Annotated in this window: 15 protein-coding genes and 1 pseudogene; 7 read left to right on the top strand and 9 right to left on the bottom strand. The window is 72.9% G+C overall.

Annotated elements, in window-relative coordinates; all coding sequences use genetic code 11:
* From ACTJIY_RS19650 to ctaE, 5 genes and pseudogenes are all read right to left on the bottom strand, one after another.
* Nucleotides 1–95, bottom strand: a pseudogene (locus ACTJIY_RS19650) (superoxide dismutase); the annotation flags it as partial.
* Nucleotides 96–286: 191 nt separating this feature from the next.
* Nucleotides 287–2,050 (bottom strand): cytochrome bc1 complex cytochrome b subunit, encoded by a 1,764-nt coding sequence (qcrB, locus tag ACTJIY_RS19645; RefSeq protein ID WP_253050055.1) that lies wholly within the window; start codon nucleotides 2,048–2,050, stop codon nucleotides 287–289.
* On the bottom strand, nucleotides 2,047–3,108 hold the full coding sequence (qcrA, locus tag ACTJIY_RS19640; RefSeq protein WP_374614011.1) for a cytochrome bc1 complex Rieske iron-sulfur subunit: 1,062 nt from the start codon (nucleotides 3,106–3,108) through the stop codon (nucleotides 2,047–2,049). The genes qcrB and qcrA overlap by 4 nt, the downstream gene beginning before the upstream one ends.
* Nucleotides 3,105–3,884: a cytochrome bc1 complex diheme cytochrome c subunit gene (gene qcrC, locus ACTJIY_RS19635; RefSeq protein ID WP_253050052.1), complete on the bottom strand. Its 780-nt coding sequence runs from the start codon at nucleotides 3,882–3,884 to the stop codon at nucleotides 3,105–3,107. The genes qcrA and qcrC overlap by 4 nt, the downstream gene beginning before the upstream one ends.
* Before the next feature lie 73 nt (nucleotides 3,885–3,957).
* On the bottom strand, nucleotides 3,958–4,608 hold the full coding sequence (ctaE, locus tag ACTJIY_RS19630) for an aa3-type cytochrome oxidase subunit III (protein WP_087472315.1): 651 nt from the start codon (nucleotides 4,606–4,608) through the stop codon (nucleotides 3,958–3,960).
* A gap of 317 nt (nucleotides 4,609–4,925) precedes the next feature.
* Between ctaE and ACTJIY_RS19625 the strand changes: the two genes are divergently transcribed.
* Together ACTJIY_RS19625 and trpD are read left to right on the top strand one after the other, a co-directional pair.
* Nucleotides 4,926–5,363, top strand: a complete 438-nt coding sequence (locus tag ACTJIY_RS19625) for a hypothetical protein (RefSeq protein WP_253050049.1) — start codon at nucleotides 4,926–4,928, stop codon at nucleotides 5,361–5,363.
* A gap of 33 nt (nucleotides 5,364–5,396) precedes the next feature.
* Nucleotides 5,397–6,494 (top strand): anthranilate phosphoribosyltransferase, encoded by a 1,098-nt coding sequence (gene trpD, locus ACTJIY_RS19620; protein ID WP_253050046.1) that lies wholly within the window; start codon nucleotides 5,397–5,399, stop codon nucleotides 6,492–6,494.
* A 40-nt stretch (nucleotides 6,495–6,534) separates the two neighbouring features.
* On the opposite strand, the gene ACTJIY_RS19615 is transcribed toward trpD, so the two are convergent.
* Nucleotides 6,535–6,816: an Lrp/AsnC family transcriptional regulator gene (locus ACTJIY_RS19615; RefSeq protein ID WP_253050044.1), complete on the bottom strand. Its 282-nt coding sequence runs from the start codon at nucleotides 6,814–6,816 to the stop codon at nucleotides 6,535–6,537.
* Nucleotides 6,810–8,654: a DEDD exonuclease domain-containing protein gene (locus ACTJIY_RS19610; RefSeq protein ID WP_440675214.1), complete on the bottom strand. Its 1,845-nt coding sequence runs from the start codon at nucleotides 8,652–8,654 to the stop codon at nucleotides 6,810–6,812. Before ACTJIY_RS19610 ends, ACTJIY_RS19615 begins: the two co-directional genes overlap by 7 nt.
* Before the next feature lie 107 nt (nucleotides 8,655–8,761).
* Here ACTJIY_RS19610 and ACTJIY_RS19605 point away from each other — a divergent pair, with 107 nt between their 5' ends.
* Nucleotides 8,762–10,207, top strand: a complete 1,446-nt coding sequence (locus ACTJIY_RS19605; protein ID WP_440675213.1) for an NYN domain-containing protein — start codon at nucleotides 8,762–8,764, stop codon at nucleotides 10,205–10,207.
* Nucleotides 10,208–10,280: 73 nt separating this feature from the next.
* Here the strand turns inward: ACTJIY_RS19605 and ACTJIY_RS19600 are convergent, their stop codons facing one another.
* Entirely contained in the window at nucleotides 10,281–12,098 is a 1,818-nt protein-coding gene (locus ACTJIY_RS19600; RefSeq protein ID WP_253050034.1) for an AMP-dependent synthetase/ligase, read from the bottom strand.
* Nucleotides 12,099–12,358: 260 nt separating this feature from the next.
* Between ACTJIY_RS19600 and ACTJIY_RS19595 the strand changes: the two genes are divergently transcribed.
* Nucleotides 12,359–13,306 carry an ROK family glucokinase gene (locus ACTJIY_RS19595; protein WP_253050031.1) on the top strand — a complete coding sequence of 316 codons (948 nt, stop codon included), beginning with the start codon at nucleotides 12,359–12,361 and terminating at the stop codon, nucleotides 13,304–13,306.
* 60 nt (nucleotides 13,307–13,366) lie between these two features.
* Here the strand turns inward: ACTJIY_RS19595 and ACTJIY_RS19590 are convergent, their stop codons facing one another.
* Complete coding sequence (locus ACTJIY_RS19590; protein WP_440675212.1) at nucleotides 13,367–13,993, bottom strand: hypothetical protein; 627 nt, start codon at nucleotides 13,991–13,993, stop codon at nucleotides 13,367–13,369.
* Nucleotides 13,994–14,050: 57 nt separating this feature from the next.
* Between ACTJIY_RS19590 and ACTJIY_RS19585 the strand changes: the two genes are divergently transcribed.
* From ACTJIY_RS19585 to ACTJIY_RS19575, 3 genes are all read left to right on the top strand, one after another.
* A complete protein-coding gene (locus ACTJIY_RS19585; protein WP_440675211.1) occupies nucleotides 14,051–14,836 on the top strand; it encodes a lysophospholipid acyltransferase family protein in 786 nt (261 codons plus the stop codon).
* Nucleotides 14,837–14,961: 125 nt separating this feature from the next.
* A complete protein-coding gene (locus ACTJIY_RS19580; protein WP_253050023.1) occupies nucleotides 14,962–16,188 on the top strand; it encodes a pyrophosphate--fructose-6-phosphate 1-phosphotransferase in 1,227 nt (408 codons plus the stop codon).
* Nucleotides 16,189–16,201: 13 nt separating this feature from the next.
* On the top strand, nucleotides 16,202–17,551 hold the full coding sequence (locus ACTJIY_RS19575) for a class II 3-deoxy-7-phosphoheptulonate synthase (RefSeq protein ID WP_353709080.1): 1,350 nt from the start codon (nucleotides 16,202–16,204) through the stop codon (nucleotides 17,549–17,551).
* Nucleotides 17,552–17,612 lie beyond the last annotated feature (61 nt).

Genomic DNA, 17,612 nt, shown 5'->3' with positions numbered 1-17,612 from the left:
TGCTTGGAGTGGTGCAGCTCCATGATCCGCCCGGAGATGTGCGGCTCGAGCGCACCGTAGTCGTAGGACAGCTCGGGCAGGGTGTAGACGGGCATCCGGAGTACCTCCTGGTACCGGGCCGCAGGAAGGGGTCCAGCGGCTGCTGTGTGCGGTGAACTGGCGGTGCCTCGACAGCCTCAGGCGGGCGCGGCCGCCCGCGCCCGGGTGCCGAGACGACGATGACCCGCGACCTGTCCGCCTCGATGAGGGGACTGGTCGCGGGTCATCGTCCTACTGTGCAGGAACCTCAGCGTCGACGCTCGTCGGCGCCCTTCTCCGGCTCGACGAGGTCGCGCCCACCACCGACGGTCGCGGCACCGGCCTCGATCTGCTCGTGGCTCTCGCCCTCGAGTGCGTCGTGCTCGCCGTGCGAGTGCGCGGCCGCGAGCTCGGCGGGCGTCACGGGCTCGATCCGGTCCTCGTAGAAGAACCGCGACAGGCGCTGGAGACGCTTGTCCTTCTTGTAGCCCTTGCGGCGCACGCCGCGCGAGTCCGTCGCCGGCTCGATCTCGAGCGGCTCGTGGGCCTGGTAGTTGACCCGGAGCCAGCGCTCCTGCTCGTCGAGCGGGCGGTGGACCTCGATGTACTCGCCATGCGCGAACCGCACGATCCGGCCCGTCTCGTGGCCGTGGAGCACGAGCTCGCGGTCCTTGCGCTGCAGGCCGAGGCAGATGCGCTTGGTGATCCAGAACGCGAACCACGGGCCGACGAAGAACAGGATCCGGAACGCCCACGTGATCGTGTTGATCGACATGTGGAAGTGCGTCGCGATGAGGTCGTTCGACCCGGCGAGCGCCAGGATGATGAACGCCGTGAGGAACGCGACGCCCAGACCCGTGCGGACCGGGACGTTGCGCGGGCGGTCGAGGACGTGGTGCTCACGCTTGTCCTTCGTCACCGCGGCCTCGAGGAACGGGTAGACGAACAGGAACGTGAACAGCAGGCCCGGGACGACCACGGCCGGGATCAGGACGTTGAGGGGCACGGTGTAGTCGCCCCACGTCACGAACTCCGCCTGGCCGGGCATCAGTCGTAGCGAGCCCTCGAGGAAGAGCATGTACCAGTCGGGCTGGGCTCCTGCGGACACCGGTGACGGGTCGAACGGGCCGTAGTTCCAGACGTTGTTGATCGCCATCGTGCCGCCCATGAGGGCGAGGATGCCGAACACGACGAAGAAGAAGCCGCCGGCCTTGGCCACGTACACCGGGAACAGCGGGTAGCCGACCACGTTCGTGTCCGTGCGGCCGCCACCGGGGTACTGCGTGTGCTTGTGCAGCACGACGAAGAACAGGTGGAGCGCGACGAGCGCGAGGATCAGGCCCGGCACCAGCAGGATGTGCACCGTGAAGAGCCGGGGGATGATGTGCTCGCCCGGGAACTCGCCGCCGAAGATGAAGTACGAGAGGTACGACCCGATGAGGGGGATCGACTTCACGACGCCGTCGGTGATGCGCAGGCCGTTGCCGGACAGGACGTCGTCCGGGAGGGAGTAGCCCGAGAAGCCGGCGGCGAGGCCCATGATCATGAGCAGCATGCCCACGAGCCAGTTGACCTCGCGCGGCTTGCGGAAGGCGCCGGTGAAGAACACGCGCATCATGTGCGTGACGATCGCGGCGAGGAAGATGAGCGCGGCCCAGTGGTGGATCTGCCGCATGAGCAGACCGCCGCGCACCTCGAAGGACATGTGCAGCGTCGACGCGAACGCGTCCGACATGAGCACGCCGTTCATCGACGCCGGCTCGCCGTGGTACGTGACGAGCGACATGCTCGGCACGAAGAACATGGTCAGGAAGATGCCCGTGAGGATCAGGACGACGAACGAGTACAGGGCGATCTCGCCCAGGAGGAACGACCAGTGGTCGGGGAAGACCTTGCGCGCGAACTCCTTGACGGCGACGCCGATGCTCGTGCGCTGGTCCAGGTAGTCGGCGGCCTTGCCGGCGGGGGTCGTCGGCGCGGCTGCCTTCGGTGCGGCCGCCTTGGGTGCGGCGGTTCCGGTGCTGGTGGTCACTTCAGACGCTCCCAGAAGCTCGGGCCGATGGGCTCGTGGAAGTCGCTCTGGGCGACCAGGTAGCCCTCGTCATCAACGGTGATCGGCAGCTGCGGCAGGGGCCGCTTCGCGGGGCCGAAGACCACCTTCGCGCTGTCGGCCACGTCGAACGTCGACTGGTGGCACGGGCACAGCAGGTGGTGCGTCTGCTGCTCGTAGAGCGCCACGGGGCAGCCGACGTGCGTGCAGATCTTGGAGAACGCGACGATGCCGTCGTACGACCAGCTCTCTCCCGGAGGGGACTGCTCGGACACGATGTCGCGCGGGTCGAGACGGACCAGCAGGACGACGGCCTTGGCCTTCTCCGTGATCCACTCGTGGGACTGCATCTCCTCCTGGGATGCCTCGGGGATGATGTGCACGACCGAGCCGATCGTCACGTCCGCCGCCTTGATGGGCCGACCCGAGGGGTCGATCGCGAGGCGCGTCCCGGGCTTCCAGAGCGTGTGCTTGAACTTCGAGACGTTCCAGTCGCCGCCGACGCTCCCGACGAGCGGGACCGCGATGGTGAGCGGGAACAGCGCGAGCGCGGAGATGACCGCGCCCTTGAGGACGCCGCGACGGGCGATGCCCGAGTCCTTGGCGCCGGCCTCGAGCTCGGCGATCGCGCCGGCGCGGGTCTCCGCGTCGCTCGCGATCGGGTGGCGCTCGTCGACCTTCTCGTGGTCGGACATGAGCACCTTCGCCCAGTGCACGGCACCGAGTCCGATGCCGAGCAGCGCGAAGGCGATGGCGACGCCGAGCGAGAGCGTCGACAGGCGCACGCCGGCCGTGGTCCCGTCCGGCGGGATGACGAAGTACACGACGAGCGCGGCGATCGTGCCGATCACCGAGATGCCGAAGAGCGTCGCGACCTGACGCTCGGCGCGCTTCGACGCCTTCGGGTCGCGGTCCGCCATGCGGCTCTTGTGCTCGGGCAGCCCCGGGTCCGGGAAGGTGTCGAGGGTGCCGTGCTCCTCGCGGTGCCCGACCTCGCGGTGCGAGGACTCGGGCGACCGGGGGTTCTGGTAGTCGCTCACGAGGACTTCGCTCCGATCCACACTGCGGCCCCGATGAGGAGGCCCATTCCGACGATCCAGGCCCACAGACCCTCGCTGACCGGGCCGAGCGAGCCGAGCGACAGGCCACCGGCCGAGCCCTCACGCTGGAACTCGAGGAACGCGATGACGTCGCGCTTCTCCTCGGGCGTGACGGTCGCGTCGTTGAAGACCGGCATCGACTGCGGGCCGGTGAGCATCGCCTGGTAGATGTTGCGCTCCGACGTCTCCCACAGCGGGGGCGCGAACTTGCCCTCCGAGAGCGCGCCGCCCGCGCCGACGGCGTTGTGGCACATCGCGCAGTTGGTGCGGAAGATCGCGGCACCGTTCGCGACGTCGCCGAGCGAGGCGTCGACCTGCTCGTCCGTCGGGATCGCCGGGCCGGCGCCGAGCGAGGCGACGTAGGCGGCGAGCTGCGCCGTCTGCTCCTCGTCGAACTGGCGAGGCTTCTGGATGGCCTGCGGACCGTCCATCTGCATGGGCATGCGGCCGGTGGACACCTGGAAGTCGACCGACGCCGCACCGACGCCGACGAGCGACGGAGCCGTGTCCGAGCCCTCGGCGTTCGGGCCGTGGCACGTGGCGCAGTTGGCCTGGAACAGCTTCTGGCCGGTCTCGATGTCCTCGGTGCTGGCGGTCTCGGCGTTGGCCGGAGTCGGTGCAAAGGCGGCGTAGACGCCACCGGTGACCAGCAGCGCCAGCAGCAGCAGCACGACCGGCGCGAGGCGGTGGTGTCTGCGGGCGGCGAGTGCCTTCACGAAATGATCCTCGTCTCGCAGGTGGGGGAGCAGGGGGCGGGTGGGCGGGCCGGGGCGGACCCCGGGCGCGTCGTCAGCGCAAGATGTAGATCACGAAGAACAGCGCGATCCACACGACGTCGACGAAGTGCCAGTAGTAGGACGTCACGATGGCCGTCGTGGCCTCGTGGTGCCCGAAGTTCTTGGCCGAGAACGAGCGGCCGAGAAGGAACAGGAAGGCGATCAGGCCACCGACGACGTGGAGGCCGTGGAAGCCGGTCGTGATGTAGAAGACGGAGCCGTAGGGCGTCGAGGAGATCGAGACGCCGTGCTCGACGAGCTCGGCGTACTCGAAGATCTGACCACCGATGAAGAACGCACCCATGAGGAACGTGAGCGTCATCCACTCGTTCATCCCCCAGCGGTTCACCTGGAAGATCGAGCCGGTGCGCACGGGCTGGAAGCGCTCGGCGGCCCACACGCCCATCTGGCACGTCACCGACGACAGCACCAGGACGGTCGTGTTGATCGCCGCGAAGGTCAGGTTGAGCTTGTCCGCTTGCAGGGCCCACTCGTCGGCGGGCATCACGGCGCGGACCGTGAAGTACATGGCGAAGAGGCCGGCGAAGAACATGAGCTCGCTGGCCAGCCACACGATCGTCCCGACCGAGACGGGGTTCGGTCGGTTGACGCTCACGTGCTGATGGGCGTGGGGGGCAGCCGTTGCGGTCGACACAGGAGCCATTATGGCCGACGAACGGCCGGTCCGCGGCACGCAGACGGCCGCCCGGAGGCGGTGAATCTCACAATGTCTCCAGATCTTCCCACGGAGACCTGCACTTGGTGACGGATCGCTGCTAAGTGCCATGAAACTGGCATGTGCCCGAGGGTGGCCAGGGCCCTTGGTCCCGGGCCCCGCGCCGGTCGGCGTCGGTACCGCGCGAGGGGGTGCTGCGATCCGCTCCGACGTGCCAAGATGCCAGTCGGGACGTGCGCGCCGCGGTGCCGTGGCGCGCCCTCCCCGACCACCCTGAGGGAACCACGAAGGCGACGGTGACGACGATGACGACGACCGTGACGACGACGCACGGGGACACGAGCGTGACCCCGCGCGCGCCGCGCATCCTCCTCTACAGCGACGACGTGACGGTGCGCGAGCAGGTGCGCCTCGCCGTGGGGCGGCGGCTGGGTGCGGGTCAGCCGGACATCGAGTGGCTCGAGGTCGCGACGCCGGCGGCGGTCGTGACCGCGGCGGACGCGGGCGGCTGGGACCTGCTCGTCCTCGACGGGGAGGCCGACAAGGCCGGCGGCATGGGCCTGTGCCGGCAGCTCAAGAACGAGGTCTACCGCTGCCCGCCGGTCCTGGTCCTCACCGGCAGGCCGCAGGACGGTTGGCTAGCATCGTGGTCGCTCGCCGACGACGCGGTGCCCCGGCCGTTCGACGCGGTCGCCCTCCAGCGCGCCGTCGCCGACCTGCTGCGTGCCGCCGGCACGCGGTAGCCGACAGGAGACCGACCAGCCGAAGGGCCGCCCGTGACCGCCACCCCGCACCCCGCCGCCTCGACCACGAGCGACTCGACGGGCACGGGGCTCACGTGGCCCGGCCTGCTGACCGAGCTCGTCGCGGGGCACGACCTCGACGCCGACTCCACCGCGTGGGCGATGGACCAGGTGATGTCGGGCGAGGTGTCGCCCGTGCGCCTCGCGAGCTTCCTCGTGGCGCTGCGCGCGAAGGGCGAGACGGTCGCCGAGCTGACCGGTCTCGCCGACGCGATGCTGGCCCACGCCAGCCGGTTCGCCGTGGACGGTCCGGCGGTCGACATCGTCGGCACGGGCGGCGACCGCGCGCACACGGTCAACATCTCGACCATGGCGTCGCTCGTCATCGCGGGCGCGGGCGTGCGGGTCGTCAAGCACGGCAACCGCGCCGCGACCTCGTCGTCGGGCGCCGCGGACGTGCTCGAGGAGCTCGGCATCCGGCTCGACCACGGGCCGGAGCGGGTGGCCCGCATCGTGCAGGAGGCGGGGATCACGTTCTGCTTCGCGATGGTCTTCCACCCGTCCATGCGGCACGCGGGCGTCGCGCGCAAGGAGCTCGGCATCCCGACGGCGTTCAACGTCCTCGGCCCGCTGACGAATCCTGCGCAACCCCGTGCGGCCGCCATCGGTGTCGCGGACGCGCGCATGGCGCCGCTCATCGCCGGGGTGCTGGCGGGGCGGGGGACCTCGGCGCTCGTGTTCCGCGGCGACGACGGGCTCGACGAGCTCGCGGCGACGGGCGGGGCGACCGTCTGGGAGGTGCGCGACGGCGTCGTGACCGAGCAGCGGCTCGACCCGGTCGCCGACCTGGGCCTCGCGCCGGTGACGATCGCCGAGCTGCGCGGTGGCGAGGCGGCGCACAACGCCGAGGTCGCCCGGCGTTTCCTGGCGGGCGAGGCCGGCCCGGTGCGCGAGACCGTGCTGCTCAACGCGGCCGCCGGTCTCGTCGCGGACGGCACGCTGCCCGGGACCGCGCAGGGGACGCTCGCCGAGCGGCTCCGCGCCGCCTACGAGATCGCGGCGCGCAGCGTGGACACGGGTGCCGCCCGCGACGTCCTCGCGCGCTGGGCCGAGGCCGCGGCGCGGGACTGATCCCGCGGCGGCAGGCCGGCCGGCGGCGCCAGGCGGCCCGTCAGTCGTCGAGGCCGAGCGCGAACGCCTGCTCGAGGTCGACGTTCGAGTAGGCGCGGAACGCGATGAACGTCTCCGTGCGCACGACCCCGGGGACCTTGCTGATGCGGTCCGCGATGACGTCGGCGAGCTGGTCGTGCTCCTCGACGCGCACCATCGCGACCAGGTCCGCCTTGCCCGTGACCGAGTAGACCTCGCTGACGCCGCGAAGGTCCGCGACCTCCGACGCGACCTCGGGGATACGGTCGGGCGCGGTGTCGATCAGGACGATGGCGGTCAGCATGGTTCCTCCGGGGTCGGGTCGTCGACTGGCGACCACTCTACGGTCACGCCGGGCGCCGCGTGCGTCAGGTCGGGGCGGTCGACCGGGTCGGCGTGGCGTGCGACGTCACGGGCCGTGGCGGCGAGGTCCACGTGGGACCCCGCGGACCGGACCGGGCACGTCCACGGGCCGGTGACGTCGACGATCCGCACGCCCGGCTCCTGGAGCCACGACAGCAGGATCTCGGCCTCGTGGGGGTGGCTCGCCGGGGCGGGCGGTACGGGCGGTGCGACCGTCTCCGCCGTCGCGACGAGCGCGTGCACGAGGGGCCACGGGTCCGCGCCGGGCTCGCTCACCCCGGTCGCGGCGAGGCGCGCGTGCCGCACCACGACGATCTCCCACCCGCCCGCGTCCGTCGCGCGGGCGGCGACGAGCTCGGCGCACGCCGCGAGCGGGGCGAGCCGCTGGGCGCGCGCGGCGCCCGCGAGGAAGGCCCGCAGTCGGTGCGTGAGCTCTCCCGCCTGCTCGAACCGCTCGTCGCGCGAGAGCGCGACGATCCGGCGCCCGAGCTCCGCGACGACGTGGGACGGGTCTGACTCGAACGCCTCCCGCACGCCTCCGGCGACGGCCGCGTAGCCGGTGTCGCGCTCGGCGGTCGTGCACGGGGCCGAGCAGCGTTCCATCTCGGCGAGGACGCACGCCGTGGCCCCCGGCGAGGCGACGACGGGGAGCCGGCGCGTGCACTGGCGCAGCGGGAACGCGTCGTGGAGGGCGTCGACGGCGGCCTGGGCCTGGTGCTTGGACGCGAACGGCCCGATGTGGGCGGCCGGGGCCCTCACGTCGCGCACGACGGACAGGCGCGGGTAGGTCTCGTCCGTGAGCCGGACCCAGGTCATGCGCTCGGGGTGGCGCGACCTCCGGTTGTAGCGCGGCGCGTGCTCCGCGATGAGGCGCAGCTCGCGCACCTGCGCCTCGAGCGGGGTCGCGCACACGACCGGGGTGACGGCGTGCGCGACCCGCACCATCTCGGTGATGCGGCTGCGCTTCTCCGAGCGGGTGAAGTACGACCGGACGCGGCGCCGGATGGACGTCGACGTGCCGACGTAGAGGACCTCGTCCCCGGGCCCGCGGAAGAGGTAGACGCCCGGCGCGTCCGGGAGGCCGTCCGCGAGGTGCCGCTTGCGCCGGACGTCCTGCGGGACCGGGTCCGTCGCGCCCGCCAGGTCCTCGAGATGGGTGACGCCCAGGGGCCCGAGCCGCGCGAGGAGCGCGTGCAGCACGTCCACCGTGGCGCGCGCGTCGGCGAGCGCGCGGTGCTCGGGCGTCACCGTGGCCCGGAACAGCGCGGCGAGGGTCGCGAGCTTGTGGTTCGGTGCCTCGTCGCGCGTCACGACGCGGCGCGCGAGCGGGACGGTGTCGAGCACCTGGTTCCCGGGCCACTCGTAGCCCGCGGCCCGGCACGCGGCCTTGAGGAACGAGATGTCGAACGGCGCGTTGTGCGCGACGAGCACGGCGCCGCGGGCGAACTCCAGGAAGCTCGGCAGCACGGCCTCGATGCGCGGCGCCGTCGCGACCATGGCCGACGTGATCCCCGTGAGCCGGGCGACGAAGGCGGGGACGGGCACGCCCGGGTCGACGAGCGTCTGGAACTCGCCGAGCACCTCGCCGCCGCGCACCTTCACGGCGCCGATCTCCGTGATGCCGGCACCCGCGGGCGACCCGCCCGTCGTCTCCAGGTCGACGACGACGAACGTCACGTCGCGCAGTGGCGTCCCGAGGTCGTCGAGCGTGGGCTGGACGGGCACGCCCCGCGGCACGGACCCCTCGCGGGAGGAGGCGAGGAGGGGACCGGACGACATGGCGGCGAGGCTAGCGACGGCCACCGACACGATCCGTCGTGTCCCGCGGCCACGCCCTCGGCACGGCATAGGGTGGGTGCACGGGAATCAGGACGATCGGGGACGAAATGTCCGCGGAGTTCCCGACGGCGGAGACGCAGGAGGCGGGGATGGTGGCCGAGAGGTCGGACGAGGGGGGACCCGACGGCGACGTCCCGCCGGCGGTGCGCGCGCTGCTCGTCGAGGCCGCCGCGGACGTGCTCGGCACGCTCGACCCGGTCCTCGTCCCCGTGGCCCTGCAACGGGTCAAGGCCTTCGCCCCACGCCGGCGCGCGTCGGCCGGGGCGGTGCCGTTGTGGCGCGCCCTGGTCGACGACGCCGGGTTCCGGCACGCGGTCGCCGCCGCCTGGTCGCGCGAGCACGGGAGCGGGACGGGCGCACCGCAGGAGGTCCCGGCCCCCGACGGCCCGGGGTCGCCCGAGGCCGGTGCGGCGGCAGCGGCCGACGACGTCGTCGCGGCACCGGGGGACGCGGAGGCCACCGCGCCAGCCGTCGTCCGCGAGCGCGCCGCCGGCGCCTTCCTGCTGCGCCCGGACGGCTGGGAGGCGGCCGTGGATCGCGCCCGCGCGCTCGACACGACGCTGCGGACCGAGCGCTCGGAGCGCAGCGAGGTCGCCCGGTTGCGTCGCGACCGCGACCGGCTGGCCGCACAGGTCGAGGAGCTCCGCGCGCAGGCTCGTGACGCCGCGGCCCGCGCCGACGCGGCGACGGCCGAGCTCGCGGGCGCGCGTCGCGCCGAGCGACGGCTGCGGGCGGACGCCGACCGGGCGCGCGCCGAGGCCCGGGCGGCCCTCGAGGCGGCGTCGGCCGAGCGCGCGGAGGCGGAGGGGGCGCTGCGCGACGCGCGCGAGGAGCGCCGCGCAGCGGGCGTCGAGCTCGCCCGGGCGCGCGCGGAGCGGGACGAGGCGCGTCGGGCGCGGACGTCGGCGGCCGACGTCGCGACGGCACGCGCGCGGCTCCTGCTCGACACGGTGGTCGAGGCGGCGTCCGGGCTGCGGCGCGAGCTCGCGCTGGGGCCCGCCACGACGACCCCGGCCGACGACGTCGCCGCCGCCCTGCCGGGCGCGACCGCGCGGCCGAGGCCCGGGTCGCGCGGTCGGGCCGCCGACGACCCGGCGCTGCTCGGCGACCTCCTGTCGGTCCCGCGCACCCACCTCGTCGTCGACGGCTACAACGTGACCAAGACCGGCTTCGGGGAGCTCACGCTCGCCGAGCAGCGCGACCGGCTCCTCAGCGGGCTCCTGCGCGTCGCGGCCGGGGGAACCGAGGTCACGGTCTGCTTCGACGGCGCGGACACCGCCGCCCGACCCGTGCACGCCCCGCGGGGCGTGCGCGTGCTGTTCTCGTCGGGCGAGATCGCCGACGACCTCATCCGGCGACTGGTCGCCGCGGAGCCCGCGGGACGGCCCGTCGTCGTCGTGACGAGCGACCGTGCCGTGTCGGACGACGTGCAGGCGATGGGCGCCGTGTGCGTCCCGGCGCAGGCGCTCCTGGCGCGGCTCGCGCGCCGCTGACGCGGGGCACCGCACGGCCCTCCCGGCGGGTGTGCCGAGGAGGGCCGTGCGGGTGGTCCCGGAGTGCGCGACGTCAGCGGACCGGGGCCGGCCCGTCCACGTAGATCGCCTCGACGTCCGCCGCGAAGTCCTTGAGCACCTCGCTCCGCTTCACCTTGAGCGACGGCGTGAGGTAGCCGTTCTCGACCGTGAAGTCGGTGGTGAGCACGGTGAACTTGCGGATCGACTCGGCGCGCGACACCGCCTGGTTGGCGCGCGTGACGGCGGCGTCGAGCGCGGCGAGGACGTCGGGGTCCTTGGCCGCGTCCTCGATCGACATCGGCTCCTTGCCGTGCATGCTCGCCCAGCCCGGAAGGCCCTCGGGGTCGAGGGTGACGAGCGCGCCGATGAACGGCTTCTGGTCGCCGACGACGACGCACTGCGAGACGAGCGCGTGGGCGCGGATGCGGTCCTCGAGGACGGCGGGCGCGACGTTCTTGCCGCCCGCGGTCACGATGATCTCCTTCTTGCGCCCGGTGATGCGCAGGAAGCCGTCCTCGTCGAGCGAGCCGAGGTCGCCCGTGCGGAACCACCCGTCGACGAACGCGTCGGCCGTGGCCTGCTCGTTGTTGTGGTAGCCGCGGAAGATGTGGTCGCCCTTCAGCAGGATCTCGCCGTCCTCGGCGATGCGCGCCCCACAGCCCGGGAGCTGCTCGCCGACCGTGCCGATCTTCGTGGTCGCGGGGCGGTTGACGCACGTCGGCGCCGTCGACTCGGTGAGCCCGTAGCCCTCGAGGATGCGCACGCCGATGCCGCGGTAGAAGTGCCCCAGCCGCTCGCCGAGCGGCGCGCCGCCGGACACCGCGTACTTCGCGCGGCCCCCGAGCGCGTGGCGCAGCTTCTTGAACACGAGCGCGTCGGCGACCTTGTGCTGCAGGCGCAGCCCGACGCCGGGGCCCGACGGCTCGTCCAGGGCGCGCGAGTACGCGATCGCCGTGGCCGCCGCCCAGTGGAAGATCTTGAGCTTGCCGCCCGCGGCGGCCTTCTGCTCGGACGAGTTGTAGACCTTCTCGAACACGCGCGGCACCGAGAGGATGTACGTCGGCTTGAAGGTGCCGAGGTCGTCGAGCAGCGTCTTGGTGTCCGGCGTGTGGCCCAGGACCGTCCCGCCGGCCACGACCAGCACGCCGATGAACCGCGCGAACACGTGGGCGAGCGGCATGAACAGCAGCGTGCGACCGCCCGGCTCGCCGAACACCTCCGGCACCGCGGCCACCGCGTTCACGGTGAGCGAGTAGAAGTTCTGGTGCGTGAGCTCGGCGCCCTTGGGGCGCCCGGTCGTGCCCGACGTGTAGATGATCGTCGCGACGTCGGCGAGGTTCGCCAGGCCGCGGCGCCGCGCGATCTCGGCGTCCTCGACGGCGGCCCCGTCGGCCCTCAGGGTCGCGACGGCGCCCGAGTCGATGACGAGGACGTCACCGAGCGCGGGGACCTGGTCGCGCACCTCGCCGACGGTCGCCGCGTGCGCCTCCGTCTCGACGACGAGCAGCCGGACGTCGGCGTCCGACAGGATCCACTGGACCTGCTCCGCGCTCGACGTCTCGTACAGCGGCACCGGCACCGCGCCGGCCGCCCACGTGGCCCAGTCCAGGAGCGTCCACTCGTAGCGCGTGCGCGACATGATGCCCACGTGGTCGCCCGGCTGGATCCCGCGCGCGACGAGCCCCTTCGCCACGGCGACGACCTCGGCGTCGAAGTCCCGTGCGCTGAGCGCCTGCCACGTGCCGTCGGCGCCGGCGCGGCGCTCGACCAGCGGCGCGGCCGGGTCGGCCGCGACCCGGCTCGCGAGCAGGTCGTTGAGGTTCTTCGAGGGATCGACTTCGACGATCCGTGGGGCGCTGATCTCGTCCATGCTGGCTCCAGTGGCAGTAGTCGACGGTGGGAGAACCCTACCCAGTGGTGGTGTGTGCCCGGGACCTGCCGATGTCGGTAGGCTTCAGGTGCTGTGCGCTGCTTGCGCAACGTTTCGCGCGGGCGCGGAGTTCCGGCGGGACGACCCGGGCGCGGGGTCGCGAGCCGTGGTCGTGCGTCGCCCGTCGACGGGCAGCACCTGCAGCGTGAGGCTTCCAGCCAGCGGTTAGTCAGCGGTTACCGAGCGAGTGAGGACGGGACATGCACGCCATCGGTGTGGACATCGGCGGGACGAAGATCGCGGCCGGGGTCGTCGACGAGAAGGGCGAGATCCTCGTCCAGACGCGCCGCGACACCGAGCCCGACGACGTCGCGAGCATCGACCGCGCCATCGCCGACGTGTATGCCGAGCTGACCGCCGAGCACGAGGTCGGCGCGATGGGCCTCGCCGCGGCGGGCTTCGTCAGCCCCGACCGGACGTCGGTGCTCTTCGCCCCGAACATCGCGTGGCGCGAGTACCCGCTGGCGCGCAACGTGCGCGAGCTCATCGGCGGCACCGACGTGCCGATCGTCGTCGAGAACGACGCCAACGCGGCGGGCTGGGCGGAGTTCCAGTTCGGCGTCGCGCGCGACGCGACCGACATGCTCATGCTCACGGTCGGCACCGGGCTCGGGGGCGCGATCGTCGTCGACCGCGAGCTCGTGCGCGGCAAGTGGGGCGTCGCGGCCGAGGTCGGGCACATGCGCGTCGTGCCGGGCGGCCACTACTGCGGCTGCGGCCACGAGGGCTGCTGGGAGCAGTACGCGTCGGGCCGCGCCCTGGTGCGCGACGGGCAGAACGCGCTCATCGCCCAGCCCGACCGCGCGACCCGGCTCCTGGAGATCTGCGGCGGCGACCCCGAGAAGCTCAACGGCCCTCAGATCACGCAGGCCGCCCAGGAGGGCGACGACCTGGCGGTCGAGCTGCTCGCGAACCTCGGGCGCTGGATCGGCGAGGGCGCGGCCTCGGTGACGGCGCTGCTCGACCCGGAGCTCATCGTCATCGGCGGCGGTGTCGGCGCGGCCGGCGACCTGCTGCTCCAGCCCGTGCGTCGCGCGTTCGCGGACCAGCTCTCCGCGCGCGGGCACCGTCCCGAGGCGCGCATCGAACTCGCCGAGCACGGCAACGAGGCCGGCATCGTCGGCGCGGCGGACCTCGCCCGTCGCTGACCGGCCTCGACGGGCCGGCCGGGACGGGCAGCGCGACCAGGTGCGGGCGGGGCCCGGGCGTCAGACGACGGCGCCCGGGCCCTCGTCGTCGTCCTCGCGGCGGTGCGGCATGCGCCAGAGGAGGATCGCGAGCCCGGCGAGGAACGCCCCGCCGCCCACCTGCGCGACGATCACCGGGTACGGGCGCACGACGACGAGCACGACCAGGAGCAGGATCGGCACGCCGACGACCAGGGCCCACGCCATGGTGAGGAGGGGGTCGCGGCCGAGGACGAGAGGCGGGTCCGGCGGCACGAAGTGGCTCTCGGCCTCCTCGAGGTCCTCGACCTCCGGCGTCGTCGGCCAGTCGCGGGGGCCGCTGGTGCGGACCCAGGGCGCGACCGGCACGGAGCCGAGCACGTCGCGGCCCTCGCGGGGCGCGGGCGACGGGCCGTCGGCGGGGCCGGCGCCGTCGTCGGGTCCGCGCGCCGCGTCGCGGTCGAGCTCGGACAGGTCGGAGAGCTCGGCCACGATGCCGGCCCACTGCGCGTCGACGTCGAGCGCCGCCTCGCCCTGTGCGTCGTCCTGCCGGGCAGCCTCGTCGTCCGGCTCGGCGGGGTGCTCAGGACCCCGCGACGCGTCGTCGGGCGTGGGGTCGGGTCCGTCGTCGGGCTGCGGGGAGTCCGGCTGGGCGTTCGGTGCGGCCATAGGAATCACTCTAGAGTCGGATGCACGTCCCGCGCCGGGACCCCGCGAGGAGGAACGTTGTTCTACTGGTTCATGAAGCAGGTGATGGTCGGCCCGCTCCTGCGGGTCCTGTACCGTCCCTGGACGCGGGGCGTCGAGCACGTGCCGGACGAGGGCGGTGCGATCCTCGCGAGCAACCACCTCGCGGTGATCGACTCGTTCATCCTGCCGCTCGTCCTCGACCGCAAGGTCCAGTTCCTCGGCAAGTCCGACTACTTCACCGGGACGGGGATCAAGGGCCGCCTGACGGCCGGGTTCATGCGCGGGGTCGGGACGATCCCGGTCGACCGGTCGGGCGGCAAGGCGAGCGAGGCCGCGCTCGAGACCGGCCTGCGCGTCCTGCGCGAGGGCGACCTGTTCGGCATCTACCCCGAGGGGACGCGCAGCCCCGACGGACGGTTGTACCGCGGCAAGACCGGCGTCGCGCGCCTCGCGCTCGAGTCGGGGGCCCCCGTGGTCCCGGTCGCGATGGTGGGCACGAACATCGCCCAGCCGATCGGCAAGGTCATCCCCAAGCCCATGCGCATCGGGGTCGTCGTCGGTGAGCCGCTCGACTTCTCGCGCTACCGCGGCATGGAGAACGACCGCTTCATCCTGCGCGCCGTCGCCGACGAGATCCAGTACGCGATCATGCGGCTGTCCGGCCAGGAGTACGTGGACATCTACGCCGCGACGGCCAAGGCGCGCCTCGCCGCGGGGCACACCGAGTCCGAGGAGGCGGGCGGGGCGCCCGGCGGGCGTCCGGCTCCCGACGTCCAGGTCCCGGAACCGCCGCCGGAGCCCGGCGCGGCGTCAGTAGACTGAGCGACGGCCGGTCGCGCTTCGCTCACGGTGCCCCTCGTGGGGCACGTGCCCGCCGCCGTCGCCGCCACCCCGCCGGACCGCGTCCGTCCGGCCAGGATCCGTCCTACGAGAGGTTCTGAGTTCACATGTCGGTTCGTCGCGTCGCCCTCCTCACCGCGGGCGGTTTCGCCCCGTGCCTGTCCTCCGCCGTCGGGGGCCTCATCGAGCGGTACACGGAGCTCGACCCGGAGATCGAGATCATCGCCTACCAGTACGGCTACCACGGCCTGCTGACGGGCACGAAGATCGTCGTGGACGAGGAGGGTCGCAAGCAGGCGGGCATCCTGCACCGCTTCGGCGGCTCGCCGATCGGCAACTCGCGCGTCAAGCTGACGAACGCGGCCGACTGCGTCAAGCGCGGCCTGGTCCAGGAGGGCCAGGACCCGCTGCAGGTCGCGGCGGAGCAGCTCAAGGCGGACGGCGTCGACGTGCTGCACACGATCGGCGGCGACGACACGAACACGACCGCGGCCGACCTCGCCGCGTACCTGCACGACAACGGCTACGAGCTCACCGTCGTGGGCCTGCCCAAGACGATCGACAACGACGTGATCCCGATCCGTCAGTCGCTCGGTGCGTGGACCGCCGCCGAGGAGGCCGCGGGCTTCGCGGCGAACGTCATCGGCGAGCACCGCTCCGGCCCGCGCATGCTCATCGTGCACGAGGTCATGGGCCGCCACTGCGGGTGGCTCACCGCCGCGTCGGCGGCCGAGTACCGCAAGTGGCTCGACGCGCAGGAGTGGGCCCCGGCCCTCGGCCTGACGCGCGAGCGCTGGGACGTGCACGCGGTGTTCCTGCCGGAGCTCGCGCTCGACATCGACGCCGAGGCCGAGCGTCTCAAGGCGATCATGGACGAGCAGGGCAACGTCAACATCTTCCTGTCCGAGGGCGCCGGCATGCACGAGATCGTCGCGCAGCTCGAGGCGGCCGGCGAGGAGGTCCAGCGCGACCCCTTCGGCCACGTCAAGCTCGACACCGTCAACCCGGGCCAGTGGTTCGCCAAGCAGTTCGCCGAGAAGCTGGGCGCCGAGAAGGTCATGGTGCAGAAGTCCGGCTACTTCTCGCGCGCCGCGGCCGCGAACGCCGAGGACCTGCGCCTCATCAAGTCGATGACCGACCTCGCGGTCGAGTGCGCGCTGCGCGGCGAGTCGGGCGTCATCGGGCACGACGAGGAGAACGGCGACCGCCTGCGCGCGATCGAGTTCCCGCGCATCGCGGGCGGCAAGGCCTTCGACGTCACGCAGCAGTGGTTCGGCGAGCTGCTCGAGGGCATCGGCCAGCCGCTCGTCGCCGCGGCTCCCGCCGCGCACTGATCCGAGGAGCGGGATGACCACCACGAGCGAGCCGGGGACCGACGCCGGGCTCGACCACTTCCGCACGCTCGTCGCGCTCCAGCAGCCGACGTGGCCGGACGAGGCGGCGCTCGACGCCGTCCGGGACCGGCTGGCGGCCTCCGCGCCGCTCGTGGTGCCCGCCGCGGCCGACACGCTGCGCTCCCGCCTGGCCGCGGCCGGGCGGGGCGAGGCGTTCCTCCTGCAGGGGGGCGACTGCGCCGAGACGTTCGCCGAGGCGAACGCGGACCGCATCCGCAACAAGATCCGCACCATCCTCCAGATGGCGGTCATCCTCACGCACGGCGCGAGCATGCCCGTCGTGAAGATGGGTCGGATGGCCGGGCAGTACGCGAAGCCGCGCAGCTCCGACACGGAGACGCGCGACGGCGTGACCCTGCCCGCCTACCGCGGCGACATGATCAACGGCCACGCCTTCACGCCCGAGGCGCGCGTACCCGACCCGGAGCGCCTCGTCCAGGCGTACCAGATCTCGTCGGCGACGTGGAACGTCGTGCGGGCCTTCACGACCGGTGGGTTCGCCGACCTGCGCCAGGTCCACGAGTGGAACCGCGGCTTCATGCGCAACCCCGCCTATGCGCGCTACGAGCGGACGGCGTCCGAGATCGACCGCGCGATCCGCTTCATGGACGCGTGCGGCGCCGACTTCGACGCCCTGCGCACGGTCGAGTTCTTCGTCAGCCACGAGGCTCTCGTCCTCGACTACGAGCGCGCGCTCACCCGCCGCGACACGCGCACGGGCGACGCGTACGACACGTCGGCCCACTTCCTGTGGATCGGCGAGCGCACGCGCCAGCTCGACGGCGCGCACGTCGACTTCCTGTCGCGCGTCGCCAACCCGATCGGCGTGAAGCTCGGCCCGACGACGACGCCCGACGTCGCGCTCGAGCTCGCCCGGCGTCTCAACCCCGACGACGTCGAGGGTCGCCTGACCTTCGTCACGCGCATGGGCGCGGGGAACGTCCGAGACGCGCTGCCGCCGCTCGTCGAGGCCGTCGCGCGCGCGGGCGTGCCCGTCACGTGGGTCACGGACCCCATGCACGGCAACACCATCACGTCCGCGAGCGGCTACAAGACGCGCCGGTTCGACGACGTGCTCGACGAGGTCCGCGGGTTCTTCGAGGTGCACCGCGCCGCGGGGACCGTGCCGGGCGGGCTGCACGTCGAGCTCACGGGCGACGACGTGACCGAGGTGCTGGGCGGCAGCGAGGAGATCGACGACGCGGGGCTCGCCCTGCGCTACGAGACCCTGGTGGACCCGCGCCTCAACCACCAGCAGTCGCTGGAGATGGCGTTCCAGGTCGCGGAGATGCTCCGACGCTGAGCGGCACGACTCGCGCCGAGCACGTGGCTGCGGGACAACCCAACGTAGCGGCAAGACCACA

It is taken from the genome of Cellulosimicrobium sp. 22598, from assembly GCF_052044445.1.
Classification (GTDB): Bacteria; Actinomycetota; Actinomycetes; order Actinomycetales; family Cellulomonadaceae; genus Cellulosimicrobium; species Cellulosimicrobium cellulans_G.
The sequence above is the reverse complement of the archived record's forward strand: the minus strand, read 5'-3'. Positions and strand labels throughout refer to the sequence as shown.